This is a genomic window from Methylomonas sp. Uni0009 (assembly GCF_054188105.3).
Genome location: NZ_JBTAFN010000001.1, coordinates 1,590,200 through 1,614,872, shown reverse-complemented (window position 1 = coordinate 1,614,872; position 24,673 = coordinate 1,590,200). Strand labels below are relative to the sequence as shown.

At 51.7% G+C, this 24,673-nt stretch carries 21 protein-coding genes; 12 read left to right on the top strand and 9 right to left on the bottom strand.

Features of this window, described 5'->3' with window-relative positions:
- Positions 1-22: 22 nt before the first annotated feature.
- From ACWAU0_RS07515 to ACWAU0_RS07480, 8 genes are all read left to right on the top strand, one after another.
- Positions 23-673 carry a glutathione S-transferase family protein gene (locus tag ACWAU0_RS07515; protein WP_458138812.1) on the top strand — a complete coding sequence of 217 codons (651 nt, stop codon included), beginning with the start codon at positions 23-25 and terminating at the stop codon, positions 671-673.
- Positions 674-984: 311 nt separating this feature from the next.
- Positions 985-1,752 carry a YciC family protein gene (locus ACWAU0_RS07510; RefSeq protein WP_101052841.1) on the top strand — a complete coding sequence of 256 codons (768 nt, stop codon included), beginning with the start codon at positions 985-987 and terminating at the stop codon, positions 1,750-1,752.
- Positions 1,752-2,633 (top strand): DUF4129 domain-containing protein, encoded by an 882-nt coding sequence (locus ACWAU0_RS07505; protein ID WP_101052843.1) that lies wholly within the window; start codon positions 1,752-1,754, stop codon positions 2,631-2,633. Before ACWAU0_RS07510 ends, ACWAU0_RS07505 begins: the two co-directional genes overlap by 1 nt.
- Positions 2,630-3,925 carry a DUF4350 domain-containing protein gene (locus ACWAU0_RS07500; RefSeq protein WP_101052845.1) on the top strand — a complete coding sequence of 432 codons (1,296 nt, stop codon included), beginning with the start codon at positions 2,630-2,632 and terminating at the stop codon, positions 3,923-3,925. Before ACWAU0_RS07505 ends, ACWAU0_RS07500 begins: the two co-directional genes overlap by 4 nt.
- Complete coding sequence (locus ACWAU0_RS07495) at positions 3,922-4,890, top strand: AAA family ATPase (protein ID WP_101052847.1); 969 nt, start codon at positions 3,922-3,924, stop codon at positions 4,888-4,890. Before ACWAU0_RS07500 ends, ACWAU0_RS07495 begins: the two co-directional genes overlap by 4 nt.
- Positions 4,890-6,188 carry a DUF58 domain-containing protein gene (locus ACWAU0_RS07490; RefSeq protein WP_101052849.1) on the top strand — a complete coding sequence of 433 codons (1,299 nt, stop codon included), beginning with the start codon at positions 4,890-4,892 and terminating at the stop codon, positions 6,186-6,188. The genes ACWAU0_RS07495 and ACWAU0_RS07490 overlap by 1 nt, the downstream gene beginning before the upstream one ends.
- 52 nt (positions 6,189-6,240) lie before the next feature.
- Positions 6,241-7,011 (top strand): RDD family protein, encoded by a 771-nt coding sequence (locus ACWAU0_RS07485; protein WP_101052851.1) that lies wholly within the window; start codon positions 6,241-6,243, stop codon positions 7,009-7,011.
- Positions 7,012-7,018: 7 nt separating this feature from the next.
- Positions 7,019-8,008 carry a stage II sporulation protein M gene (locus ACWAU0_RS07480; RefSeq protein ID WP_458138811.1) on the top strand — a complete coding sequence of 330 codons (990 nt, stop codon included), beginning with the start codon at positions 7,019-7,021 and terminating at the stop codon, positions 8,006-8,008.
- Between the two features lie 226 nt (positions 8,009-8,234).
- Here ACWAU0_RS07480 and sodB read toward each other — a convergent pair whose 3' ends face one another.
- Complete coding sequence (gene sodB, locus ACWAU0_RS07475) at positions 8,235-8,816, bottom strand: superoxide dismutase [Fe] (RefSeq protein ID WP_458138810.1); 582 nt, start codon at positions 8,814-8,816, stop codon at positions 8,235-8,237.
- A 124-nt stretch (positions 8,817-8,940) separates the two neighbouring features.
- Here sodB and ACWAU0_RS07470 point away from each other — a divergent pair, with 124 nt between their 5' ends.
- From ACWAU0_RS07470 to ACWAU0_RS07460, 3 genes are all read left to right on the top strand, one after another.
- Positions 8,941-9,414, top strand: a complete 474-nt coding sequence (locus ACWAU0_RS07470; RefSeq protein ID WP_319962136.1) for a CYTH domain-containing protein — start codon at positions 8,941-8,943, stop codon at positions 9,412-9,414.
- A 231-nt stretch (positions 9,415-9,645) separates the two neighbouring features.
- Positions 9,646-10,335, top strand: a complete 690-nt coding sequence (locus tag ACWAU0_RS07465; RefSeq protein ID WP_171697112.1) for a tetratricopeptide repeat protein — start codon at positions 9,646-9,648, stop codon at positions 10,333-10,335.
- A gap of 69 nt (positions 10,336-10,404) precedes the next feature.
- A complete protein-coding gene (locus tag ACWAU0_RS07460) occupies positions 10,405-15,039 on the top strand; it encodes an EAL domain-containing protein (protein ID WP_458138809.1) in 4,635 nt (1,544 codons plus the stop codon).
- A 686-nt stretch (positions 15,040-15,725) separates the two neighbouring features.
- Here ACWAU0_RS07460 and ACWAU0_RS07455 read toward each other — a convergent pair.
- The 3 genes from ACWAU0_RS07455 to ACWAU0_RS07445 form a co-directional block, all read right to left on the bottom strand.
- Positions 15,726-16,196, bottom strand: a complete 471-nt coding sequence (locus ACWAU0_RS07455) for a hypothetical protein (protein WP_415879427.1) — start codon at positions 16,194-16,196, stop codon at positions 15,726-15,728.
- A 345-nt stretch (positions 16,197-16,541) separates the two neighbouring features.
- Entirely contained in the window at positions 16,542-17,960 is a 1,419-nt protein-coding gene (locus ACWAU0_RS07450; RefSeq protein ID WP_415879428.1) for a deoxyguanosinetriphosphate triphosphohydrolase family protein, read from the bottom strand.
- Positions 17,961-18,073: 113 nt separating this feature from the next.
- Positions 18,074-18,226: a hypothetical protein gene (locus ACWAU0_RS07445; RefSeq protein WP_415879429.1), complete on the bottom strand. Its 153-nt coding sequence runs from the start codon at positions 18,224-18,226 to the stop codon at positions 18,074-18,076.
- Positions 18,227-18,345: 119 nt separating this feature from the next.
- On the opposite strand from ACWAU0_RS07445, the gene ACWAU0_RS07440 reads away from it, so the two are divergent.
- Complete coding sequence (locus ACWAU0_RS07440) at positions 18,346-18,495, top strand: hypothetical protein (protein WP_523070776.1); 150 nt, start codon at positions 18,346-18,348, stop codon at positions 18,493-18,495.
- 116 nt (positions 18,496-18,611) lie between these two features.
- Here the strand turns inward: ACWAU0_RS07440 and glmS are convergent, their stop codons facing one another.
- The 5 genes from glmS to atpG all read right to left on the bottom strand — a co-directional run bounded on the left by glmS (position 18,612) and on the right by atpG (position 24,669).
- The gene (gene glmS, locus ACWAU0_RS07435; protein ID WP_458138808.1) at positions 18,612-20,447 is read right to left on the bottom strand and encodes a glutamine--fructose-6-phosphate transaminase (isomerizing); all 1,836 of its coding nucleotides are present in this window, start codon (positions 20,445-20,447) and stop codon (positions 18,612-18,614) included.
- A 1-nt stretch (position 20,448) separates the two neighbouring features.
- Positions 20,449-21,870: a bifunctional UDP-N-acetylglucosamine diphosphorylase/glucosamine-1-phosphate N-acetyltransferase GlmU gene (gene glmU, locus ACWAU0_RS07430; protein ID WP_458138807.1), complete on the bottom strand. Its 1,422-nt coding sequence runs from the start codon at positions 21,868-21,870 to the stop codon at positions 20,449-20,451.
- 72 nt (positions 21,871-21,942) lie between these two features.
- Positions 21,943-22,365 carry a F0F1 ATP synthase subunit epsilon gene (locus ACWAU0_RS07425; protein ID WP_033156953.1) on the bottom strand — a complete coding sequence of 141 codons (423 nt, stop codon included), beginning with the start codon at positions 22,363-22,365 and terminating at the stop codon, positions 21,943-21,945.
- A 24-nt stretch (positions 22,366-22,389) separates the two neighbouring features.
- On the bottom strand, positions 22,390-23,763 hold the full coding sequence (gene atpD / locus ACWAU0_RS07420; protein WP_033156954.1) for a F0F1 ATP synthase subunit beta: 1,374 nt from the start codon (positions 23,761-23,763) through the stop codon (positions 22,390-22,392).
- A gap of 42 nt (positions 23,764-23,805) precedes the next feature.
- Positions 23,806-24,669: a F0F1 ATP synthase subunit gamma gene (gene atpG, locus ACWAU0_RS07415; protein WP_415879432.1), complete on the bottom strand. Its 864-nt coding sequence runs from the start codon at positions 24,667-24,669 to the stop codon at positions 23,806-23,808.
- Positions 24,670-24,673: the final 4 nt, after the last annotated feature.

The following is a 24,673-nucleotide window of genomic DNA, read 5'->3' as shown; positions in this document are numbered from 1 at the left end:
TTCAACTACTGGAGATTATTCGATGATTACTTTGTACGGCGTGGCAATCAGCAACTATTACAACAAAGTCAAATTTGCGTTGATGGAAAAGGATATAGCATTCATCGAAGAGTTTACCCCACCCAGCCAGAGCGAAGAATTGTTACTGCGTTCGCCGTTGGGAAAAGTCCCGTTCATCAAAACCAACGACGGTTATCTATCCGAATCGCAAGCGATACTGGAGTATCTGGAAGATGCATTTCCGGAACATCCGCTGTATCCGGCCGATGCTTATGAGCGCGGCAAATGCCGGGAGTTTATCCAACATCTTGAATTGAACGTCGAACTGATTGCGCGCCGCCTGTATGGGGAGTTTCTGTTCGGCAACACCGTATCGGCAGAAACCAAGGACGAAGTCAGAGCCAAGCTCGATACCGGGTTAAAGGGCTTAGCCAAACTGCTGAAATTATCGCCCTATGCCCTGGGCGACCGTTTTAGTACGGCAGACATCGTGGCTTGGCCGCATCTGCAATTGGTGGGCTTTGCCACCCAAAAAATCTACGGGGAGAATTTGGTGAATACGCATATTCCGGGCATTGAAGCTTATATACAACTAATCGAAAGTCGCCCGCACGCGCAAATAGTGGGTGCCGACCGGGCAAAGGCGTTAGAAGCCTTTTTTCGGAATAAATAGTCCCCGCTCTGCTATTCCTCAGGTGATTTAGCACAAGACCCTCTTATCACTTTCTGGCATTAAGCCGTCGGCGTAATGATGCCGGCGGCCACTCCATAGTGATTTGCGTATTCCGATCAAATCAGTCAAGGCGGACCGACCGAGTGGAGTCCCTGCTGTGCTAGGGCTTCGGCGCCTGCTATTCAGGACATTTACGCATAGACCAATTCAGAATTAATTGTCTATACTTCGCTTCCTAACGGCTATCACAATTTGTTTTCGAACATTTAGCGGGAGCCAAGCTCCGCAACCTTCAATTTAGGAATTTACTCATGCGACTATTAGCCACTGAACCCGCCAGTATTGCGAAAATTTTGGATGCCAGTATCAAACTTTACTCGGCCTGCTTCAGCAGACTATGGGGCATTCTTTCAATACTTGCCGTGCTGTATATCGCCATGGGTTTGCTGACTGCGACTTTGCAGCCCGATCCGGCCGCACCACAGACTGCGGCGCTGGAATTATTGTCTGAGAACCTGTTACTGATATTAGCGTTTGTCATTGTTTTCTCCTTGGTGTCTTTCGTGCTCTATGCCGCCCTTATTTACCGCTTGGATAATCTGACCAATGAACGGGAAGACAGTTTTTCCGAAGCGATAACGGCCGGATTCAGAGCCTTTCCCTCTATGTTCCTCGCCGCGTTCCTGTACATGGTTGTGATAATCGTGGGCTATATCCTGCTACTGATACCGGGCTTGATCTTGACCTTATCGCTGATGTTTTATCTCTATTTCATCGTCATCGACGGCCTTGGCGGCTATAGAGCTCTTAGAGCCAGCCACTCTTTGGTTTGGGGACATTGGTGGCGGACTGCGACAATCTTTACCGTACCGATGATCATCTGGATGGCAGTGATGTTTGCGCTGGGGTTTTTGATGGCTTTTCTGGCGCCGGCAGACAATCAAGTCTTGATGCAGATTTTGATGAATTTATTGTCGGTGTTTTTCATGCCCTATTTTTTCGCGCTGGGTTACGTGCAGTTTCACGACTTAAAGTTGCGTAAATCGGGCAGCGACCTTGCCTCTCGCCTAGGCAGATAATGCGGTTTGCTGCTTTACTGCTGTTGTGTCTGGCCGGCTCATCCCAGGCGCAAGACAACAGCTTACAAGCCTGCCTGAACCTTGCCCGGCAACAATCCGGGCAACAGCTAGATATAAAAAAACACTGTCCGGCTCTGTTCAAGGAATTGGCAAACCAGGGCCTGCTGACCAGTTTCGATCCACCATTAACTGCCGACGTTAGCGCCACGCAACTGGCGCTTTTAGCCGACAGCCTGAATAATTCTGGGACCATCCGCCAGGAAGGCCTGACGCTATTGTTAGCTGAAATTTTGATCACGCCAACCGACGACTCGCAAGCGAATTGGTGGCAAGCCGTCCTGAACTGGCTGAATAGCCTCAAGCCGGCGGACCATGAAGACCAATACCAGCAGTTGCAGCGCTGGCTGGCGGCCTTGAAGCCATCGCAACAAGCGGCAGAGATTATCATCTACGTGTCGATTGCCTTATTGCTGGCACTATCGGCCTGGCTGGTGATTAGCGAGTTGTATCAGGCCGGGGTTTTTCGCAAATTTTCCGGCAAGCGCCAGCCCGTCACTCCCGCCGGTAAGCTGGCTGAAACGCAATCATCGGCTTCGCATCCGGCGATTAAGACCTTAACACCGCAAGAGCAAATCGGCGCATTGCTGGCGCAACTGATAAACGCACTAATCCAGCGCCAACTGCTTCCGGCCGACCCCAGCCTGACCCATCGGCAACTCGTTAGTCATTTTCAACAACAAGCCCGACAAGCGGATTCGGCATTTTCCCGTTTGGTCCGCCAAGCCGAACCCTTGCTTTACGGCCATCGCCCTGTTGATGCGGACTTGGTCGGCAATTACCGGCGCGAGGTGCAGGCGCTATTGGGCAATTTGCGCTCATGAAAGAACGCCTGATTACCCTTCTAACCGCACTGGCGGCATTGGCGCTGGTGATTTTGTTGTTGTCGCCGCGCCATCCCGATGCGCAAAAGCCGCTATCGCTACCGACCAGCGAAGACCGCGGAGCAGATGGTCTGAAAGGGCTTTTTACCTGGCTACAACGCGAAGGACTGAATGTCGTCAGTTTTCGCAAACGCTACAGCGATCTGCATAAGGACAAAACCCTTCCGGAGCGCGGCAATGTGCTGATTGCCAGCATGCCAGCTTCCAAAGAAATCCGAGAAACGGAGTGGCCGGCGCTGGCGGACTGGCTGGAGCAAGGCAACACGCTGATCGTTCTAGGCGCCGTGTATCAACACCCGGGCTGGGCCGCTGCCGAGAATTGCTTTTGCGATGTTAAGGAACTTTTGTCACGCTACGACTGGATCCTGGATTCCGCAGATCAACAAGACGAGCCAAACACCCCGGAAACACAGACGGATAAAACCCTGCAAAGTACCCTAAACACCCTACAAAACAGCCTCAAAGGCGCTCTCCCTCAAGACAGCCAATTGCTTGCTCAATCCTCGCACCCTCTGCTGCAGGGCGTCACCAGCCTACAGACCCAAACCTCGGCAGACTTGTTAAAAGCCGCATGGACGCTGAGCGGCAGCGAACCTGAGAATCTCTCGCTGCGCTTGCTGTCCGAGCGCGATAGCCATCTCACCACCGCCTGGTGGATGAATGCCGGCGCCGGCCGGATCGTGTTGCTGCTGACCCCGGATTTGTTTAGTAACCAGCGGTTGGGGCAAGCAGACAACGCCCGGTTTATCGGCAATTTGCTCAAGCAATCGCTGGCGCCGGCAGGCCGATTGTTGTTCGACGATTACCATTTCGGCTTGTCCGAACTGTACGATCCCGAGCACTTTTTTAAAGACCAACGGCTACATCAAACCTTGTGGTGCTTTGGCATATTCTGGCTGCTTTACGTGGCCGGCTACACCAGCCGCCTGGCGCCGGTGCGCCAAGCCGGCAGTCAACTATCCACCCGGGACTTCATCAAGGTTAACGCCGAATTTTTCGCGCGCCGCCTGAACCAGCCTGTATTGGCCGAGGCCCTGGTCAAGCATCTGCTGGCGGATATTCATGCTCGGCGGGGAATGCGCAGCGAAGCGGAAGTCTGGCTTTGGCTGGAACAGCATAGCCGGGTAAGCAACGATCAGATCACACTACTAAAACGGGCGTTAGCCAAACAACGTCTTTCATTACTGCGTTTATCCAACACTATTACTTACATCAGGACAGTCACGCTATGAGCAACAACGCAGCGCAAAATTTGAATCTCCACCTGCGGCAACAAATAGGCAAGGTGGTATTCGGCATGGATGAGGTGCTGCACGGCTTGGTCGTCGCCTGGATTGCCGACGGCCATGTGCTGCTGGAAGGTGCGCCGGGCCTGGGGAAAACCCTGTTGGCCAAATCACTGGCGCAATTGATGAGCGGCAGTTTCGGGCGCATCCAAGGCACCGCCGATCTGATGCCGTCCGATATTACCGGCCTGCATATCTTCAACACCGAGGCTAACAGTTTCGAATTCGTCCCCGGCCCCTTGTTTAACGAAGTGGTGCTGGTTGATGAAATCAACCGCGCCGGCCCCAAGACCCAATCGGCATTGTTGCAAGCAATGGAAGAAAAACTGGTGACGCTGGATAGAAAAACCTATCCGCTAGCAGAAAACTTTTTTCTGATTGCCGCTCAAAACCCCTTCGATTTCGAGGGCGTTTATCCCTTGCTGGAATCGCAACTGGATCGCTTTTTGGTGCGTCTGGACATTAACTATCCGCAACTGCCGGCGGAGGTGGCGGTGCTCAGGCACTACGATAAACCGGGCGGCGGGCACAGCACGGCGTTGCAACAAATCCAAGCCCTGCCGGAAACGCTGCTGCGGCAAGCGCGCCAAGAGGCCGCCGCTGTTCACGTTGAAGACTGTTTGTACCATTATGCCATCATGCTGGCGGAAGCCAGCCGTAACCATCCGCGTTTAAGCCTGGGCCTGTCGACCCGCGGCGCACTTGCCGTGATGCGCTGCGCACGGGTGGAAGCGGTGCTGGACGGCCGCGATTTCCTGATCCCCGATGACATCAAAGCGGTCGCGCCGCTGGTAGTCGGGCATCGTTTACTGCTCAGTTCCGAAGCCATGCTGGAAGGTTACTCCGCCATCCAAATCTACCGGGAAATCGAAAATCAGGTCGCCGTTCCCCGCAGTGCGGAAGCGAAATAATGTCAATATCGCGTTTGACACTGCTGCTGGCCGGCTTGATTATTCTGCTAGCCATCATCGGAATCTGGAGTGGCGAGCCGCTGCAAGGTTTCTGGCGATGGCCGGCGGCCTTGCTGATAACGCTGATGGCTTGGGAACGCTTCAGGTTGACGGACAATATCGAGTTGCACAGGCAAGTTCCGCCCACTTTGGCACTGGGCGAGTCAGTCGACTACAGCATTCAAGTCTGCAACCGGGCCGGTTCCAAGGTCCGCTTCGAAACCCAAAGCGACTACCCTGCCGCCATTGTCGGCGACAACTCGCTGCAGCGTTGGCTACTGGGCGCGCATGAAACCCAAAGCCGGCAGTTTTCGATTACGCCCACCCGCTTGGGCGGCACCTCCTTGGGCAGTTTGTATGTAAAACAGCTGGGCGCGTTCGGCTTGTGCTGGTGGACGCGGCGGATAGACGACGACATCGCCATGCGGATAGAACCCGCCCGGCTGAACAACTTTGTAGACCTGTCCGGCATGCAGCAGCTTGGTAGCCGCGGCAGTGCCCAGGCTCGCAGTAGCGGCGTCGAGTTTTTGGATTTAAGCGAGTATCGGCGCGGCGATTCCTTGCGCAGCATAGACTGGAAGGCCACGGCCCGGCGCGGCAAGCCCATGGTGCGGCATTTCGAGCGCGAACATTTGCTGGAAATTGCGGTGCTGATCGATTGCGGCTTGAGCAGCCGCCTGCAAAGCGAACACATGGACCGCTTGCATCATTACATCAACGTCGCCGCCAAATTGACGGAATTTGCCAGCTACCAAGGCGACCGGATCGCCTGTCTGGCCTACGCCCAACAAACCGTCGATAAAACGCCGATGGCCGGCGGCATGAACTCGGTCCGGGCCATACGTCAGCTATTGAGCCGGCTCACAGTCTTTAACGAGAACGCCAATGCCCTGAATGCCGCACTGGAGGTCAAGCAACTGCTGAAACGGCGCGGTCTGGTAATTTTTCTGACCGAACTGGAACAGCCGGAAGCCGCTTTGCAGTTGGTTCAAGCCGGGAAATTACTTTCCGCCAAACATCAAGTCCTGGTCGCCACACTGGATGAACCGGCGATTGGCGATGATCTGAAACAAAGCGGGCGCTATTGGCAGGACCCTTATCGGAAATTCGCCATTCTCGAATACCTGCGCGGCCGCGAGTTGACCCGCAAGCGTTTACAGGGCAGCGGCGTAGCGGTAACCAGCGCCACCGCACAGAATCTGGACCGGCAGATACTGGCTTATTACCGGAACAAGCGCGACACCATCGCGGCAGCCTGATGCTAAATACCCGGTACCAACCTGTGTAAACAACTGACCTGTTTTTAATAAGATGATGAATAACACCCTGAATAAACCCGGTTCGTTCCAGGATTATCTGCACATACAATCGGCAGACGGTATGGATTACCAGTTGGAAATTGCCGGAATGGGCGCACGTACCTATGCCTTCGTCATCGATTGGCATATACGGCTGTTGTTGGCGATCAGTTGGGTTGCGATCTGCGGCGTGGCGTTTTTTAACTGGGAAGAACTGCGCAACGTGTTTAAACCGGGACATCCCGGCTATACCGGCCTGATTTTAATCTTGCCGACCCTGCTGATATATTTTTTGTATCACCCGGTGCTGGAAATCCTGATGGCCGGACGAACGCCGGGCAAGCGCATGACCGGGGTTCGCCTGGTGGATTTACAAGGGCATACCCCCGGCATCGGCGCGCTGTTGTTGCGCAATGTGTTTCGCCTGATCGACTCGCTACCCGGCTTTTATTTTCTTGGCCTGGTGGTTGTCGCCTTCACCGGCAAACACCAGCGGATCGGCGATTTGGCGGCGGGCTTGGTATTGGTGTATGACAACGTCGACAAGACCCATTCCTTGCAGCAAATTTCCACGTTAACCCTGCATTCCCGTTTAAGCGGCGACGATCAGACCCTGCTGCTGGATCTGTTGAAACGCTGGGACGAACTGGCCTCCGAACGCCGGATCTTGTTCGCCACACAATTTTTAAGCCGAATCGGCCGCGACATTCCTGAAGCAAGTGGCAAACAGACGCAAGAACAGGCCTTAAAACGGGCTCTGAAAAGCTTGTTAAGCAACTCCTGAGTCGGCGATGCAGCAGTTAAACAACCCATCTCAAGCGCTGTCCCATTGGTTAAATGCCCGGAAAAGCCAATGGGAAAGCCTGGAAAACACTCTTAAACTGACGGCTAGCCGCCGCGACCAGGAAATCAGTGATGCCCGCCAGCTGTTGTCAGGCTATCGCGCCCTGTTGAGCGATTTGTCCTTGTCGCGCCGGGTAAACGGCAAAGCCATGATTACCCGTTACCTGGAAAACCTGTTCTTAAAAGCCCACGAAGAAATCTACCGTCCCGCCAATCATCCTTTGGCGCGTTTGATCGATTTATATCATTGGGAAATACCGCGGCTGATGCGGGAATTGAAAACCGCAATCTTCAGCGCCTTTGCGCTGTTCGCGCTGGGTATTGCCGGCGGCTGGTGGCTGATTGGCAGCTATCCCGATTTGATCGGTCTGCTGGCCTCGCCGAAGATGATAGACCACGTTCAGAAAGGCGAATTATGGACCGACGGCCTGCTCAACGTCGCGCCGTCCCCGGTATTGTCGCTTAGCATTGCCGCCAACAACATCACGGTGACACTCTTCGCTTTTGGCTTGGGGGCGTTCTACGGCGTCGGCACCCTCTACATCATCGGCTTCAACGGTTTCATGCTGGGAGGAATCTTTGCCTTTACCGCCGCTTACCAGTTGGACGGGCGGTTGTTTGCCTTCATCATTGGCCATGGCGTGGTCGAATTGAGCGTCATCATCATCGCCGGGGCGATGGGCTTGCAACTCGGCGAAGCCCTGATACGGCCCGGCGCCCGCAATCGACTGCAAGCGTTTCAGGAAACCAGCATCAGTGCCGGCAAAATACTGCTTGCGGTAACTCCGTTTCTGATTTTCGCCGGTTTGATCGAAGGCTTTGTCTCTCCCGATCAAGCCTTCAATTTGCCACAAAGAGCGGTAATCGGCTGCTGCAGCGGCATGATATTCTGGCTGATATTGTTGTTTGGCGTGCCGGGAAAATCCAGACAGCCGTGACAGTACTTCGCAGCTATTCGGTATAGACTAATACTGCTTAAGGTATTGCCTTGCTGATAATAGCGATAGCTTGGTTGTCGAAACGATAGGTGGAGAGGACGAGGTAGAGGCTTGCTGCTTTTTAAGCTAGGCTAGCGCCAGTCTTGTATTGAAAAGCGCGAGAAATCAGTCTGGCAAAAGCGGCGCGGACGGGCCTGTGAGGACGCCGGCCCGCGCCTTTTAAGGCTTAAGCTTCGTAATTGGCGCTGGCGAATTCCCAGTTAACCAATGCCCAGAACGCTTCCAGATATTTAGGGCGCAGATTGCGGAAATCGATGTAATAAGCGTGTTCCCAAACATCGCAAGTTAACAACGGCGTTTGGCCGGCGGTCAACGGGCAACCGGCGTTGCTGGTGCTAACCAGTTCCAAGCCGCCTTTGTCGTTTTTCACCAGCCACGCCCAGCCAGAGCCGAAAGTGGTGACCGCGCATTTGGTGAATTCTTCTTTGAATTTCTCGAAAGAACCGAAAGTTCTGTCAATGGCATTTGCCAAACCACCGGTAGGTGCGCCGCCGCCGTTGGGAGACAGGCTGTTCCAATAAAAGGTGTGGTTCCAAATTTGCGCTGCGTTGTTGAATACGCCGCCAGAGGATTTTTTCACGATCTCTTCCAGGGACAAGCCTTCAAACTCGGTGCCGGGAACCAGATTATTCAGGTTGGTAACATAAGTTTGGTGATGTTTGCCGTAGTGAAATTCGATCGTTTCTGCGGAAATGTGCGGCGCCAATGCGTCTTTTGCGTACGGTAATGCAGGTAATTCAAAAGCCATCTTTATTCTCCAGATTGATTGAACAGCAGCAGTGATTAGGCGCGGGCTTACCGCCCAAACCTAATTACCCAGCATTATAATAAAGAATTATTGCTTAACACTACCTAATCTAAGGAAAACAACGATGGCACTTGAGGTTGAACATAAGTTTTTACTGGCAAACGACGACTGGCGCGGCGAAATTGATCATTCCGTACACTACAAACAGGGCTATTTAAGCAGCAGCCCGCTCAGTTCGGTGCGCGTGCGAATTTCCGACAAGCAGGCTTGGCTGAATATCAAAAGCGCCACTATCGGCAGCCATCGTCAGGAGTTTGAGTATGAAATCCCGTTGAATGACGCCAACAGTATTCTCGACGAGCTATGCCATAAGCCGTTAGTGGAAAAAATCCGTCATTTTGTCTATCGCGACCGGCATGTTTGGGAAATTGACGAATTCATGGGCGATAACCAAGGTTTGATTGTCGCTGAAATCGAATTGTCGGCAGTAGGAGAGGCCTTTGTTAGGCCGGACTGGGTCGGCATGGAAGTTACCGACGATATACGCTATTACAACAATAATCTCTGCAAGCATCCGTTCAAGGATTGGGATAAATAAGCGGCAATAAGCCAGATAGGCGATAAAAGTTGCCGTTTTCTGAGGTTTGCGGCGTTTGTTGCAAAACTGGGACAAGATATTTGCAGAGTCGCTACAGCGCTACAAATGCATACCTAGCCTTCCTCACTAAAGCCTGGCGCATAGCGAATTTTTGCGACAGGCAATACTTTGTTAAAACAATAATTTAAAGGACGTATTGAAATCCAAAATGCAATGCTCTATATTGAATGTATGAGCAAAGCTACTTTTGTTGTTTTATTGATACTTTTTGCCGGTCCGCTGCATGCATCGGAGCTGGCAACCGCTATCGCCCGTTTGGAAAGCGAGTGGGCCAGCGTTTATTATCAAAGCGACGAAACCCGGCAAAGACAAACTTATCCGCAATTGCTGGAAACTGCCGCCGAATTAACCAAACGCTACCCAAACGCCGCAGAGCCGAAAATCTGGCAAGCGACGATTATCGCCACCAATGCGGCGTTTCAATCTTCGTTGAGCGCCTTATCCAGCCTGCAAACCGCCAAGACGCTCTTGGAAGAAGCCATTGCTCAAAATCCCAATGCGCTGGATGGCGCGGCCTATGTCACGCTGGGCACGCTGTATTACATGGTGCCTGGCTGGCCGGTATCTTTTGGGGATAATCAGCTTGCGGAGCAAATGTTGAAAGCCAGCTTGAAAATCAACCCCAACGGTATCGACGCCAATTACTTCTACGCCGATTATTTGCTGCAACAGGATCGCAGCGCGGAAGCTGAGGAATATTTGCACAAGGCCGTCCAGGCCCCGCTGCGCAAACAGCAAGTATTTGCCGATACCCAGTTGCAAAACGAAGCCAAAATGGCGCTGGCACACACCCAGCAACGTAAATCCAACGCCGGCAAAAATAAATTTCAATCGTTGTTCACTTCCGCGACAGCCGACTAAATCCGCCTGGCCCGTTTGCCTTTGGCTGTAGAATAACCCTACTTTCAAAACAGGCCACGACTGGCATTTATGAAAAAAACCATTTTCGGACTGTCCTCGGTATTTTTTTTACTGTTTTGTACGTCCAGCACCGCTGGCACATCCGCAGCAAACCAGCCGCTGGAACCAGTAGCGCTACAATTGAAATGGTTTCACCAATTCCAATTTGCCGGTTATTACGCAGCTATCGAGCAAGGCTATTATGCCGAGGAAGGCTTGCAGGTAGAGATACGCGAGCGCAATCCTGACCAAGACTACGTAGAACAGGTCGCATCCGGGGGAGCCGAATACGGCATCGGCGATTCCGGCATCATTGCCCAGTATGCCAACGGCAAGCCCATAGCGGCTCTAGCCGCCCTATTTCAGCACGATGCGCTGGTGCTGTTCAGCAAACAAGCTTCCGGCATCGTCAGCCCTTATGAAATGGCCGGCAAGCGCATCATGTACGATGTGGTCGGCGAGAATAATGCCCAGATTCGCGCCTTACTCGCCGAAGCCAATCTAAACGAAAGCCGCTATCAAAAAGTTGCCGAGACCTTTAACAACGCCGACTTTATCGCGGATAAAGTCGATGTGATGTCCGGCTATATCACCGACCGGCCATTCAGCTTTCGCGCCGCCGGTATCAAATTCAACATTATCAATCCGCAAAATTACGGTATCGACTTTTACGGCGACTTGCTTTTCACCAGCCGCAAAGAGCTACAGCAACATCCCGGCCGCGCCGAGCGCTTCCTCCGGGCCAGCCTCAAAGGCTGGGAATATGCGCTGTCTCATCCCGATTTGCTGATAGAGCTGATCCAACACCAATACCCAAGCAAACTTAGTCCTGAGCAACTGCGCTTTGAAGCCGAGGAAACCCGTAAGCTGATCATGCCGGACTACATCCCGCTAGGCCAGATAGAGACTGCCCGCTTACGCAGGGTAGCCGACATTTATGCCAACCTGAAATTAGCACGTCCTATAAGCGACGGCCAACTCAATGAGTTTGTCTACGGCGGCAGACAATCCACCAATTTGCAATTGAACGACGCGGAACGGCAGTGGCTGGCTGAACATCCTGAAATTCGGGTGGGCATAGACAGGAATTTTCCACCATACGAATGGCTGGACGCAGCTGGCGCGCATCAAGGCATGATTGCCGAACACCTCAAGTTAATCGAGCAGAGATTGGGCGTGAAGTTCGTGCTGATCATGGACAAATCCTGGCAGGAGGTGCTGGACATGGCCAAACGCGGCGAACTGGACATGCTCGCCGGGGCGAGCAAAACCCCTGACCGAGAGCAGTACCTGAGTTTTACCCAACCCTATATCAGTACGCCTACGGTGATCATCGGTGACAAAAACGGTGGTTATATCAATTCCCTGCCACTACTGACGGGGAGACGAGTCGCCATCGAACAAGGGTATTTTGTGCAGGAATTGCTGAGCAGAGACTACCCTGGGATACAGTTGCTGACCGCCCCCTCGGTGCAAGAAGCGCTTAATCTGCTGGCCGAAGGCAAAGTGGCCGCATACGTCGGCGATGCGGCCTCCGCCAGTTACGCAATCAAACAACAAGGCTTATTGAATCTGCAAATTGCCGGCCAACCAGGCTACCTCAACGAAACCCGGATGGCCGCACTCACATCTCAGCCGCACTTGCGGTCGCTACTGGAGAAAGCTCTGTCCAGTATCAGCCAAGCCGAACACGATGCCATTATTAACCGCTGGATGGCTTTGAAGGTCGAGCAAGGCATTCAACTGGACGCGCTATTGCGATCCGCCGCCGTTGCGCTGCTGGCCCTGTTGTTTTTCGTCTATTGGGTGTTCAGGCTGCGTAAGGAAATCAAGGCTCGCAAACGTAGCGAGGCCGACCTGGCGCGGCTTTACACCAATATGTCGCTGGGCTTTGCGCTACATCAGGTAATACGCGACGACAGCGGCAAAATCGTCGATTATCGCTATCTGGATATTAACCCGGCCTTTGAAAAAATGACCGGCATTGCCCGCGAAAACTGGATAGGCAAAACCGTGAAGCAGGTGTTGCCAAACACCGAGGGAGCCTGGATCGCCAGTTTTGACGGGCTGGATACCAGTGGCGAGCCGCAACATTTTGAAAACTGCGTGACCGATCTGGGCCGCTGGTATGCCATCGATAGCTATAAAGCCGGCCCCGACCGTTTCGTCGTGTTAGTCCAGGATATTACCGAGCGCAAACAGACCGAACTGGCACTAAAAGAGAGCGAAGAACGCTTTCGGATCAGCCAAATCTATGGCGGCGTCGGTATTTGGGAAGCAGATTTGTTGAAAAACCGCCAGTTCTGGTCGGAAATCGTCACAACTGAATTGGGTTTTCCGCATAAGCCACTCAATACCTGGAATGATTTCCTGGAAGTGGTTTGTCCGGAGGATAGGCCTTTAATTTTGGAAGCGACCCGCGAGCACCTTGAACGCGGCGCCAATTACGATGTGGAGTACCGTATCCAAACCCCTAACGGCGAAAAGCGCTGGATGCGCTCGGTGGGTCAGGTCGAGCGGGACGGTAACGGCAAACCGGTGCGGATGCGCGGGATTGTCCATGATGTTAGTAAACGCAAAGCGGCCGAGGAAAAACTGCGGCTGTCGGCGCGGGTCTTTTCGGACGCCCACGAAGGCATCATCATTACCGACCTCAACGCCTGTATCATCGATGTCAACGCCGCCTTCACGGACATCACCGGCTACAGCCGCGAGGAAGCATTGGGACAAAATCCCAGCTTTCTGAAATCCGGCCGGCAAGCGCCGGAGTTTTACGAAGCCATGTGGGCGATCATAAACCAGACAGGGCATTGGCAAGGCGAAGTCTGGAATCGGCGGAAAAATGGGGATTTGTATGCCGAACTGTTAACGGTTTCGGCTTTGCGCGATGACGCCGGCAATATCATCAATTATCTGGGCTTGTTCTCGGACATCACCGAGAGTAAACAACAGCAGCAGGCGCTGGAAGTGCTGGCGCATTTCGATCCGCTCACCCAATTGCCCAATCGCGCCCTATTTGCCGACCGCTTTGCCCAGGCTATCGCCCACAGCAAACGCGCCGAATCGCTATTGGCGGTGTGTTATCTGGATTTGGACGGATTCAAGCAGGTTAACGATAACTTCGGCCACGAAACCGGCGACCAGTTGTTGGTGGAAGTAGCCAAACGCATCAAGTTAAAGCTGCGCGAAGGCGATACGGTTTGCCGGCTGGGCGGCGACGAATTTGCGTTGTTATTTGAAAATTTGCAATCGGTGCAGCAATGCGAAGATGCCTTGACCCGCATTCATCAGGCCATGGCCGAACCGTTCGAGTTGGAAAACCGCCATGTACGGATTGCCGCCAGTAGCGGCGTGACCATCTATCCGCTGGATTTGGAAGATCCGGATATTCTGTTGCGCCACGCCGACCAAGCCATGTATCAGGCCAAATTGGATGGCCGCAACCGCTATCGGATTTACGATCATTTGCCCGGACAATCGAGCAGTATCAATCATCGTCTCAGCCGTTTGGAGCAAGCCTTGGCCGAAGTCGGCCAGGCGCTGATGGATAACCAGTTTTGCATGTATTACCAGCCCAGAGTCAATATCAAGACAGGTGAAGTGGTCGGCGCAGAAGCACTGATCCGCTGGCACCATCCGCAACGCGGCGTGTTGCCGCCGGCCGAATTTCTGCCCATAGTGGAAAACACTACCTTGGAAATTGACCTGAGCAACTGGGTGCTACGGCAAGCCTTTAAACAATTGCAGGTCTGGCACGATCTCGGCCTGAATCTACAAGTGAGCGTAAACATATCCCCGCGCCATCTGCAATGGCCGGATTTCATCAAAACCCTGGAAACCTTACTAACGGAATACCCGCAAATTCCTTCCTGGCAATTGGAATTGGAAGTGCTGGAGAGTAGCGTACTGGAGGATTTGATCTCGGTGGGGGAGACGCTGAAACAATGCTTTCACGACCTGGGCGTACCCTGTGCGCTCGACGATTTCGGCACCGGTTATTCGTCGCTGGCGCATTTGCGGCATTTGACCATCAATACGGTAAAGATCGATCAGAGTTTTGTCCGCAACATGATAGACGACCCGGATGACATGGCCATCGTCGAAAGTGTGATTGCGCTGGCTAAAGCCTTCAAACGCGAAGCGGTGGCCGAAGGCGTGGAAGATATAGAACACGGGATTTTTCTGATCGATTTGGGGTGCAGCATCGCCCAAGGCTCCGCCATCGCCGAAGCGATGCCGGCTGACGCGGTGTTGGCTTGGGTCAACAGCTATCGCAACCCTCAGGCCTGGACCGATTGCGCCAGACTTTCGCTGACTAATTGGCAAAACCAATTGGAATTACTAAAACTTCAGCAGCAGTATTGGTTGCGCCGTCTGGAACAATGTCTGCATCCCCCAACCGGCAGCAGTGCACGCTGGCCTATCCTGAACTCGAAAAAATCGCATCTGGGTAGATGGCTGGAACGGCTCAAACACGAACGCGGCATTGATGCGCGTTTACTGGAACAACTGGAGCGGGCCCAAGCCCGCCAACAAATCCTGGCGGAACAACTCCAACGTCATCGGCTGGACGGCAGAAACGGCGACAGCGCAGATTTTAGCCAACTACGCGAGGCCAATCTGCAAATAGTGCAGTTACTGGAGCGCCTAGAACCCGCGGCCTAAGCCTGTTCTGATCACCCCCAGCAAGCTGCCGATACAAAGTCAGGCGGATTTTGAACCCGTTAGACCAGCTACAATCCACCTGACGAAACAAACACTTGACGGGCCACTCCAATTGCTTAAGGGCAAAGCCACAAGCCTCGCGCGAATCGCTTATTAGCCTGCACGCGAGGCTTTCAGGTTTGGGGTTGCGCCCATTTGGTTTAGCCGAATCGCTTTTTACCTGGCCCGCAACGTTATCGTGGCTTGCGGTTAAAGCAATTTGCCATTGTCGAACACTGTTTCTGCTTGCGCGCTTGCCCGGGCAGCTTTGCGATTGAAGCAATTTGCCTTGCACGAACGGCTAAATGGCTGGCGCGCAAGGTTGAGTAGGTTTGAGTTTGAACCAAGTTGGGGTAGCCGAATAGCTTTTTGCCTCGCGCGCAAAGCTATATTGGCTGGCAATTAAAGGGATTTGCTATGGACGAGAACTGTTTTAGCTTGTGCACTTACTTAGGCCAGTTTGCGATTGCAGCTATTCGCCTTGCGAGCATGGCATTTTGGCTTGCCGGCATTCCACATTGCTCGGCGCTTAAGGCTAAAAGGCATGAGGGAGGGCAAAAAGCCTGGCGTGAGTAGCGTTGAAGCTCAGCGGTATAGCGTAGAGGTCGGCCGTCCCCCGCGGCCGGTTGCAAACGCCGCCGTCAAACTTAGCCGGCGGCTGGTTCCACTTTGTTCTTGGCGCCACGATTGAATCGCACCGCCATCGCTTGCCGCAGCGTTTCCAAGGCCGCGCCTTTGCCGGCGATTTTTAAAGAAGCGTAGGCGTCCAGGCAAAAGCTATAAATGTCGCTGCCCAGCGCCATGTCGGTATCGTCGCCGCGCGCCTGCAAATCCCGCAGCCGATGCAAGCGCGGCCGGAGTTGATCCAGACTGGTCATGTCGGCTTGCGCCTCAGGCATGTTCAGATTGGGCGGAATCGCCTGAGCATTTTGAGCCGCCAGCAGCATAGTCTGCCGGCAGAACGCTTCGGTCTTATCGCCCATCTTCAAAATATTGCGACGCTGGTCGGGCGATAGCGATACGAAGCCGGCGAAATGGGTTTCCAAGGTATTCAAAGCCGCGTCGATCTCAGCCAGCGCGGCGTCTGTGAACGTTAAAGATAACAAATTCTGACTCATCTCAATCTCCTGCAAAGTTGCCGAATACGCGAACCGGCAGCGCCAGTCCGCAGAGAAAAAGCGTAGGCTATTTTTCTAAAAAGGAGTGATTTTATATGTTAGAAATGGGCGTTTTTGATTTGGTCAATTTACTAGCCTGGATGAAGCGAAGCGGCCAAAACCACCGGACGAATACAATAGTTCCAATGGTAATTGCCTAGCCGAAAACAGGCGCAGCGTGCGGCGAGTTTACGAACCTCACCAATCGCGAACGATGCGCTTCATGCTGTTCAGCACATCCTGCGGCCCTGCCTATCAGTAATATTAGTTTAATATCTACATAAACTTTAATAGCAACCATTTATGCTAAAAAGGTTTAAATATAGTTTGCCCACCACCCTTTATTCTTGAGTAGAATTCTATAGCGTATTTATCTGTCATTCCTGCTACAAAATCACAGATTAATCGTTTTTGTTCATCAGTATTCTTTAAGCGCATATATGCCAAGCGGTAATCAGGTGGTAATAGTAAGTGACCATCATCAGAATCGATGGCTTCAAAAATTGTTTTTACAATTTCATAGCCCCTATATTCAACAACCTTCAGTCTTGAAGACATAATTACAATTTCAAAGTTAAGGTGTTTTAATACTTCAACTGTTCTTCTTATCTCATCATTAAGCTTAACACTAGTAAGACATGGAGCTTTATCATTGAAATCAATCTCTATACCCTCAACAAACTCATTAACAAGTCCAGATGTGTATGATGTTCTTATATAACCATTATCATTGAGAAAAGATGACGCCAAGTAGGCTCTAAGAACTTCTTCACTTGATTCTTCTTCGATTTTAGGATGTAGTAGATCTCCAAATAAATAATTAAGTTCTGAATATATTTCTTCAGTCGTAATTTGAACACTCTTCTTTACCTTAGTTAAAACACGATCATATAATTCAGGATTAGTAATTACATCGGACAATATACTTAAAGGACTAATAAAACCGCCTTTTAATCCGTCTTCAAGATCATATGTAGAATAGGCAATATCATCTGCTATGTCCATTATGTAACATTCGACACATTTGAAATCACTCTTTCCAATACCGGGGGAAACGGCGTTTCGAATCCTTCCAACCAGATCGGCATCGGAGCAATAGTAACCCTTTACAAGTTCAGATGCTTTATTTCTACGCAAAGGAATTTTCTTATCATATTTAAGTATAGATGCCAGTGATCGATATGTGAGATGTAATCCGAGCCTTTGATCAATCCCTTCTTTGTCAATTAATTCATTAGAACCGCTTTTGGTTCTTTTTTTCTCCAGTTTAGCGAGTATATGTAATGTTTGCGCGTTACCCTCAAATCCTCCATGCGATTTCATGCAGTCATCAAGTGCTTTTTCACCATTATGACCAAATGGTGGGTGACCTAAATCGTGAGCGAGACCAGCGAATTCAACCAAATCTGTATCAATATTGTTCTCTTTGAAATATTCATGCTCGGTGTTAAGTTTATTGGCAATCGTCTTTGCGATTTGCGCTACTTCAAGCGAGTGAGTAAGTCTATTGCGAAAAAAATCAGACTCATGCCCTGGAAATAACTGAGTTTTGCCTTGCAAACGTCGGAAAGCTGGACTGTGAATTAACCGCGCATAGTCGTGCCGAAAATCAGACCTATAAGCAACCTTATGATTTTCTTCTGAGTTTTCTATTACTTCGCGTTGATAATCTGAGTCTTTATAAAGTTGAATCATAACTTCAAAGAAATAAAAAAGGCCAAACATATGATTGGCCTTTCTGAATAAAAATTAATTTAATATGAGCCAGCATCAAGCGCCTTGCAAGAAACCTAAATAACACACGCCGGTTATTACTAAATCAATAACCATGATGTCTGTTATTTGGCGCAAACCTTTGCTTTCGCTTGCTTAGTAGCTTCTGGCTTGATTCCGTTACTACTTTTAATAGCGTCCCTAAACATAGCAAGCTGACTGTAGGCTAACTGATTAGCCTGACGTAACGCAGGATATGATGCAGTACCTGTTCTCATGATTTCTCTCCAGTTAATTTATTTTTAGCTACAACTAATACATTAGGGAAGATTGCGAGCGACAAGTATAGCATCTGGACATTTGTATAAATATACAAAAAGAGGTCTTTCTCGAAAGAATGAGAAAGATTTTAGGAATTTCCGATGCAGGTATTGTAATCAAAGATAGCCCCACTTTTCTGGAAGGGCGCTCCAAGTTCATTTCTGCCATTCCAAAAGGAAGTGTTGAATTGAGCTTCGGACCGATCTATCATCCCATCATCACGTAATTCCAAACAAAAACGAGCCGATCACAGCCAACAAAAAAGGGCTTGCCGAACCCAAGCCCGACAAACCCTCAAATTCCAACCTTAATCCCTCGGAATCCGTTCCGCCAATTCAGCCGCTATTCCACCGTAACCGATTTTGCGAGGTTCCGTGGTTGGTCGACATCGGTACCTTTCAGCACGGCGACGTGGTAGGACAACAGTTGTAGCGGGATGGTGTAGATAATCGGCGAGATAGCGTTGGCGACGCTGGGCATTTTGACGATTTGCACGTTCTCGTCGGCGGCATCGCTTTCGGCCAAGTCCTCGTCCATGAACACGATCAACTGTCCGCCGCGGGCGCTGACTTCCTGGATATTGGATTTCAGCTTTTCCAGCAGATTGTTGTTGGGCGCCACCGTGACCACCGGCATTTCGGCGTCGATCAGGGCCAACGGGCCGTGTTTCAATTCGCCGGCCGGATAGGCTTCGGCGTGAATATAGGAAATCTCCTTAAGCTTCAACGCGCCTTCCATCGCGATCGGGTAATGGGTACCACGGCCGAGGAACAGCGCGTTGTGCTTGTCGGCGAAGCGCTGCGACAACAGTTCGATGGCATTGTCCAGCTTCAGCACTTTTTCGATGTTGCCGGGCAGGGCGAACAGTTGCGAGACGATGTGTTCCTCCTGGTCGGCGCTTAGCTCGAAGCGGCGGCCGACTGCAATGATCAGCATCAACAAGGCCACCAACTGGGTGGTGAAGGCCTTGGTCGAAGCAACGCCGATTTCCGGGCCGGCGCGGGTCATCAATACCAGATCGGATTCGCGCACCAGCGAGCTTTCCGGCGCGTTACAGATCACCAACGAGTGTTTGACGCCGAGCTTTTTGGCTTCCTGCAATGCGGCCAGCGTGTCGGCGGTTTCGCCGGACTGGGAAATGGTGACTACTAATGTATCCGGCGCCACCACCGGGTTGCGGTAGCGAAATTCGCTGGCAATTTCGATCGAGCTGGGCACGCGGGCGTATTTTTCGAACCAGTAGCGAGCGACCAGTCCGGCGTGGTAACTGGTACCGCAGGCCAGGATCAGCACCGATTTGATCTGGTCGAACACTTCGCCGGCGTTGTGGCCAAAGGCGTTGTCCTGCAGGCGGTTGTCGATGAAGCGGCCTTCCAGGGTTTCCGACACCGCCCAGGCTTGCTCGTAGATTTCTTTGAGCATGTAGTGGCGGTATTTGCCTTTGTCGACCGAGTCGGCTTTTAGTTGGCTTTCGATAACCGGACGTACGACGCGGCGGCCTGCTTCGTCGAAAATGGTGACGCCGTTGATGGTCAATTCGGCCACATCGCCGTCTTCCAGGAAGATGAAGCGCTGGGTAACCGGCAGCAAGGCGGCAATGTCGGAGGCGATGAAATATTCGCCGATGCCGATACCGATGACCAGCGGGCTGCCTTTACGGCAGGCAACCAATAAATCCGGTTGTTCGCTGTCGATGACGCCCAAGGCATAAGCACCGCGCAGGCTTTTGACGGTTTTGGTGACGGCGTCGAGCAGGCTGTCGGCGTCTTTCAGTTCCTCGGCAACCTTGTGCACGATGACTTCGGTGTCAGTCTCGGAGGTGAAGACGTAGCCGTTTTCCTGTAATGCAGTGCGTAAATGATCGTGGTTTTCAATGATGCCATTATGTACCACCGCGACACGGTCCTTGCTGACGTGGGGGTGGGCATTGCGGGTGCTGGGCTTGCCGTGAGTAGCCCAGCGGGTATGGGCGATGCCGATGCGGCCTTCGATCGGGTCGGCGGAAATCAAAGCTTCCAAGCCTTTAACCTTGCCCAACTCGCGCTTGCGGAATATTTCTCCGCTATTGACAACAGCCAAGCCGGCAGAGTCGTAGCCCCGGTATTCCAGACGCTTCAAACCCTCTATCAATATCGGTACCACATTGCGTTGGGCAACGCCCGCGACTATCCCACACATACTATTTCTCCGACTGACTAGGAGCTAACGAGTGCGGAGAATTGTCGGGAACAATCTCCGCCAGTTTGACCGGACGCTGCCAGTTAGGCACGCTAAGCTGCTTACTCCGGCTAAGGGTTAATTGACTTTCCGGCGTATCGCGGGTAATCGTCGAACCGGCGCCGATTGTCGCGTTTTTTCCGACCGTTACCGGTGCCACCAATTGGGTATCGGAACCGATAAACGCGCCGTCTTCGATGATGGTTTTAAATTTATTCACACCGTCGTAATTGCAAGTAATGGTGCCGGCGCCGATATTGACCTTGCTACCCACTTCGCTATCGCCAATATAGCTTAAATGGTTAATTTTGCTGCCGGTGGCGACAGTGGATTTTTTGATTTCCACAAAATTGCCGATATGCACATGGTCGGCCAGCTCGGTTTGCGGCCGCAGCCGGGCGAACGGGCCTATGCGGCTGCCGGCGCCGACCGAGGCGTCCTCGATCACGCTGTTAGCGAGAATTTCGACATCGTTGGCGATGCTGGCGTTTTTAATCAGACAATTGGGACCGATTTTTACATTGGAGCCGATGCGATTAACACCTTCGAAAATCACGTTGATGTCCACATCAATATCCTGACCCAGTTCGGCAAAACTGCCTCTGACATCCACCCGAGCCGGATCGCGCAATGTCACGCCTTTTTCCATCAGCGCTTGCGCCTGTTCCAGTTGATACACGCGCTCTAGATGCGCCAATTGGCTACGATTGTTTACACCCAGCACTTCTTCCTGGCTGCCGGCTTGAGTGGTTTCAACGGTAAGGCCATCTTCCACGGCCATTTCGATAATATCGGTCAAATAGTATTCATTTTGCGCATTGTTATTGCTCAGCCTGGATAACCATTGCTTCAACTGGCTGCCTTTGCAGGCCAGGATGCCGGTATTGCCTTCGCTGATTTGTAATTCCACTTCGTTGGCGTCTTTTTGCTCAACTATTTTGACAACGGCATGATCTTTATCGCGGACTATGCGGCCGTAGCCGGTGGGGTCGTCCAGGTTAACCGTCAGCAATGCCAAGGACGTCAAGCTGACTTTGTGCAATAAGGTTTGGATGGTTTTGGCCTTTAATAAAGGTACATCGCCGTATAGAATCAATACGGTGTCCGGATCGTCGACGTGGTGAATGGCTTGCTGTACCGCGTGCCCAGTGCCTAGTTGCTGTTTTTGCTCTATCCAGGTAGCGTCCAAGCTACTCAAAGCTTGTTTGACAGTCTCGCCGCCGTGGCCGTAGATGATAAAAATCTGATTATTTTCCAGCGAAAGACTGGTTTCGTAGACATGCTGCAACAACGCTTTATTGGCGATTTCGTGAAGTACTTTAGGCCGCGACGAACGCATTCTGGTGCCTTGGCCGGCCGCCAAGATGATGGTTTTAATCGACATTGCTATTCCTTAAAACAAAAAAAGCCCGATAACGTTGCGTCATCGGGCTTATATTTTTACGCGATAAATGGTTTACGCACCACGTTTTCTTAATCTTTCCAAGGTTCTTAATTGGTTTACAGCTTGCGCCAATTCGGCTTGCGCAATCGCGTAATCGTATTTACCCGATTTATCGCTGAGCATTTCTTCCGCTCTGGCTTTGGCTTGTAACGCCGCCGCTTCGTCGATGTCTTTTGCTCTGATCGCGGTATCCGCCAAAACGGTTACCAAATGCGGCTGCACTTCCAGAAAGCCACCGGACACGTAAAACGCTTGATAGTCCTTATCGCTCAGCTTAACCCGCACTTCACCGGGCTTGAGCTTGGTAATTAACGGCGCATGGCGCGGCGCAATGCCTACATCACCCATTTCCGCCGGCGCAAAGACCATTTCAGCCAAGCCGGAAAAAATTTCCTGCTCCGCGCTGACGATGTCCACATGAATTGTCATTGCCATGTTAAAACTCTCCTATGAGGTGGTTTACATGCCTTTGGCTTTTTCAATGGCTTCGTCGATTGTGCCGACCATGTAGAAAGCTTGCTCGGGAAGACTGTCGTATTCGCCGCTGATAATGCCTTTGAAACCGGCAATGGTATCTTTCAGGGACACGTATTTACCTGGAGAACCGGTGAAAACTTCGGCAACGAAGAACGGCTGAGACAAGAAACGTTGGATTTTACGCGCTCTGGATACGGTCAGTTTGTCGTCTTCCGACAATTCGTCCATACCCAAGATGGCGATAATATCGCGCAGTTCTTTGTAGCGTTGCAAAATACCTTGTACCGAACGGGCAACTTCGTAATGTTCCTGACCGATAACCAAAGGATCAAGCTGACGGCTGCTGGAATCCAGCGGATCAATAGCCGGATAAATACCCAACTCGGCGATTTGGCGCGACAATACCACGGTCGCGTCCAAGTGAGCGAAGGTAGTAGCAGGCGACGGGTCGGTCAAGTCGTCCGCTGGTACGTATACCGCTTGGATAGAAGTGATAGAACCGGTTTTGGTGGAGGTAATCCGCTCCTGCAGTACACCCATCTCTTCAGCCAGTGTAGGCTGATAACCTACCGCGGAAGGCATACGGCCCAGCAGCGCCGATACTTCGGTACCCGCCAAAGTGTAACGATAAATGTTGTCAACGAAGAACAGTACGTCACGACCTTCGTCGCGGAAAAACTCCGCCATGGTCAAACCGGTCAGCGCGACGCGCAAACGGTTGCCAGGTGGCTCATTCATTTGACCGTAAACCAGTGATACTTTGTCGATAACGTTGGAGTCGGTCATCTCGTGATAGAAGTCATTACCTTCACGAGTACGTTCACCTACACCGGCAAATACCGAGAAACCGCTGTGCTCGATCGCGATGTTACGGATCAGTTCCATCATGTTAACGGTTTTACCTACGCCGGCGCCACCGAACAGACCGACTTTACCGCCTTTTGCGAACGGGCAGACCAAGTCGATAACTTTGATACCGGTTTCCAACAATTCGTTGGCTGGCGCTTGTTCGTCGTAAGAAGGGGCATCACGGTGGATAGTCCACTTCTCTTTCTCACCGATAGGCCCTTTTTCATCGATCGCCTCACCGAGAACATTCATGATGCGTCCCAGAGTTGCTTGACCGACCGGTACCTTGATCGCTTCGCCAGAGTTGCTGACTTCAACACCGCGGCTCAAACCATCGGTGGAACCCATCGCAATGGTCCGGACTACGCCGTCGCCCAATTGCTGCTGAACTTCCAAAACCAGACCGCCTTTAACATTTAACGCATCATATACTTTCGGCAGGTTATCGCGTGGAAACTCCACGTCTACGACCGCACCGATGATCTGAACGATTTTACCCAAACTCATTATGTCGTCCTCTTTTAAAATCTCTAAACTTGTCTTGATGCACTAAACAGCGGCAGCGCCGGCCACGATTTCGGAAATCTCTTGCGTAATTGCCGCCTGTCTGGCTTTGTTATAAACCAGTTGCAATTCTTTAATGATATTCCCGGCGTTATCGGATGCGCTTTTCATTGCCACCATTCGGGCAGCCTGCTCGCAGGCGTTGTTTTCCACTAAACCTTGGAAAACCGCGGATTCCACATATCGGATCAATAAACTGTCCAATACTTCTTTAGCATCAGGTTCGTATAAGTAATCCCAGCGGCCTTTGGACTCGTCGCCCAAATCACCCACGGCAACCGGCAACAATTTCTGCACAACCGGTTTTTGTGTCATGGTGTTCACAAAGTCATTACTAATCAAAAATAACTCGTCAATTTCACCGGCGGCGAACGCATCCAGCATGATTTTGATCGTGCCAATAATTTCGCTCTGATGTGGCGTATCGCCCAATTTCGAGACTTGTCCGATCAGGTTAGCTTTGATCATGCTGAAAAAACCGGCCGCTTTGCTACCGATGGTGCAGACGTCTACTTCGATCTGGCGGCTTTGCCATTGCTGCATTTCGCCTAAAACTTTTCGAAACAAGTTGGCATTCAGACCACCGCACAAACCTCTATCGGAGCTCACTACGATGATGCCGATGCGCTTCACTTCGCGTTCGATCAAAAAAGGATGCTTGTATTCGGGATTGGCATAAGCCAGATGTTTGATTATCTGGCCTATCTTCTTCGCGTAAGGCCGGGTGGCCTGCATTCTGTCTTTGGTTTTACGCATCTTGCTCGCTGCCACCATTTCCATGGCCCGAGTAATCTTCTGAGTATTCTTAATACTCGCGATCTTGGTACGTATCTCTTTGCCAACAGCCATGTGC

Coding starts and splice junctions, on each gene's coding strand:
- ACWAU0_RS07515 (WP_458138812.1), top strand. CDS start 23: ATGATTACTTTGTACGGCGTGGCAATCAGCAACTATTACAACAAAGTC.
- ACWAU0_RS07510 (WP_101052841.1), top strand. CDS start 985: ATGCGACTATTAGCCACTGAACCCGCCAGTATTGCGAAAATTTTGGAT.
- ACWAU0_RS07505 (WP_101052843.1), top strand. CDS start 1,752: ATGCGGTTTGCTGCTTTACTGCTGTTGTGTCTGGCCGGCTCATCCCAG.
- ACWAU0_RS07500 (WP_101052845.1), top strand. CDS start 2,630: ATGAAAGAACGCCTGATTACCCTTCTAACCGCACTGGCGGCATTGGCG.
- ACWAU0_RS07495 (WP_101052847.1), top strand. CDS start 3,922: ATGAGCAACAACGCAGCGCAAAATTTGAATCTCCACCTGCGGCAACAA.
- ACWAU0_RS07490 (WP_101052849.1), top strand. CDS start 4,890: ATGTCAATATCGCGTTTGACACTGCTGCTGGCCGGCTTGATTATTCTG.
- ACWAU0_RS07485 (WP_101052851.1), top strand. CDS start 6,241: ATGATGAATAACACCCTGAATAAACCCGGTTCGTTCCAGGATTATCTG.
- ACWAU0_RS07480 (WP_458138811.1), top strand. CDS start 7,019: ATGCAGCAGTTAAACAACCCATCTCAAGCGCTGTCCCATTGGTTAAAT.
- sodB (WP_458138810.1), bottom strand. CDS start 8,816: ATGGCTTTTGAATTACCTGCATTACCGTACGCAAAAGACGCATTGGCG.
- ACWAU0_RS07470 (WP_319962136.1), top strand. CDS start 8,941: ATGGCACTTGAGGTTGAACATAAGTTTTTACTGGCAAACGACGACTGG.
- ACWAU0_RS07465 (WP_171697112.1), top strand. CDS start 9,646: ATGAGCAAAGCTACTTTTGTTGTTTTATTGATACTTTTTGCCGGTCCG.
- ACWAU0_RS07460 (WP_458138809.1), top strand. CDS start 10,405: ATGAAAAAAACCATTTTCGGACTGTCCTCGGTATTTTTTTTACTGTTT.
- ACWAU0_RS07455 (WP_415879427.1), bottom strand. CDS start 16,196: ATGAGTCAGAATTTGTTATCTTTAACGTTCACAGACGCCGCGCTGGCT.
- ACWAU0_RS07450 (WP_415879428.1), bottom strand. CDS start 17,960: ATGTTTGGCCTTTTTTATTTCTTTGAAGTTATGATTCAACTTTATAAA.
- ACWAU0_RS07445 (WP_415879429.1), bottom strand. CDS start 18,226: ATGAGAACAGGTACTGCATCATATCCTGCGTTACGTCAGGCTAATCAG.
- ACWAU0_RS07440 (WP_523070776.1), top strand. CDS start 18,346: ATGAGAAAGATTTTAGGAATTTCCGATGCAGGTATTGTAATCAAAGAT.
- glmS (WP_458138808.1), bottom strand. CDS start 20,447: ATGTGTGGGATAGTCGCGGGCGTTGCCCAACGCAATGTGGTACCGATA.
- glmU (WP_458138807.1), bottom strand. CDS start 21,870: ATGTCGATTAAAACCATCATCTTGGCGGCCGGCCAAGGCACCAGAATG.
- ACWAU0_RS07425 (WP_033156953.1), bottom strand. CDS start 22,365: ATGGCAATGACAATTCATGTGGACATCGTCAGCGCGGAGCAGGAAATT.
- atpD (WP_033156954.1), bottom strand. CDS start 23,763: ATGAGTTTGGGTAAAATCGTTCAGATCATCGGTGCGGTCGTAGACGTG.
- atpG (WP_415879432.1), bottom strand. CDS start 24,669: ATGGCTGTTGGCAAAGAGATACGTACCAAGATCGCGAGTATTAAGAAT.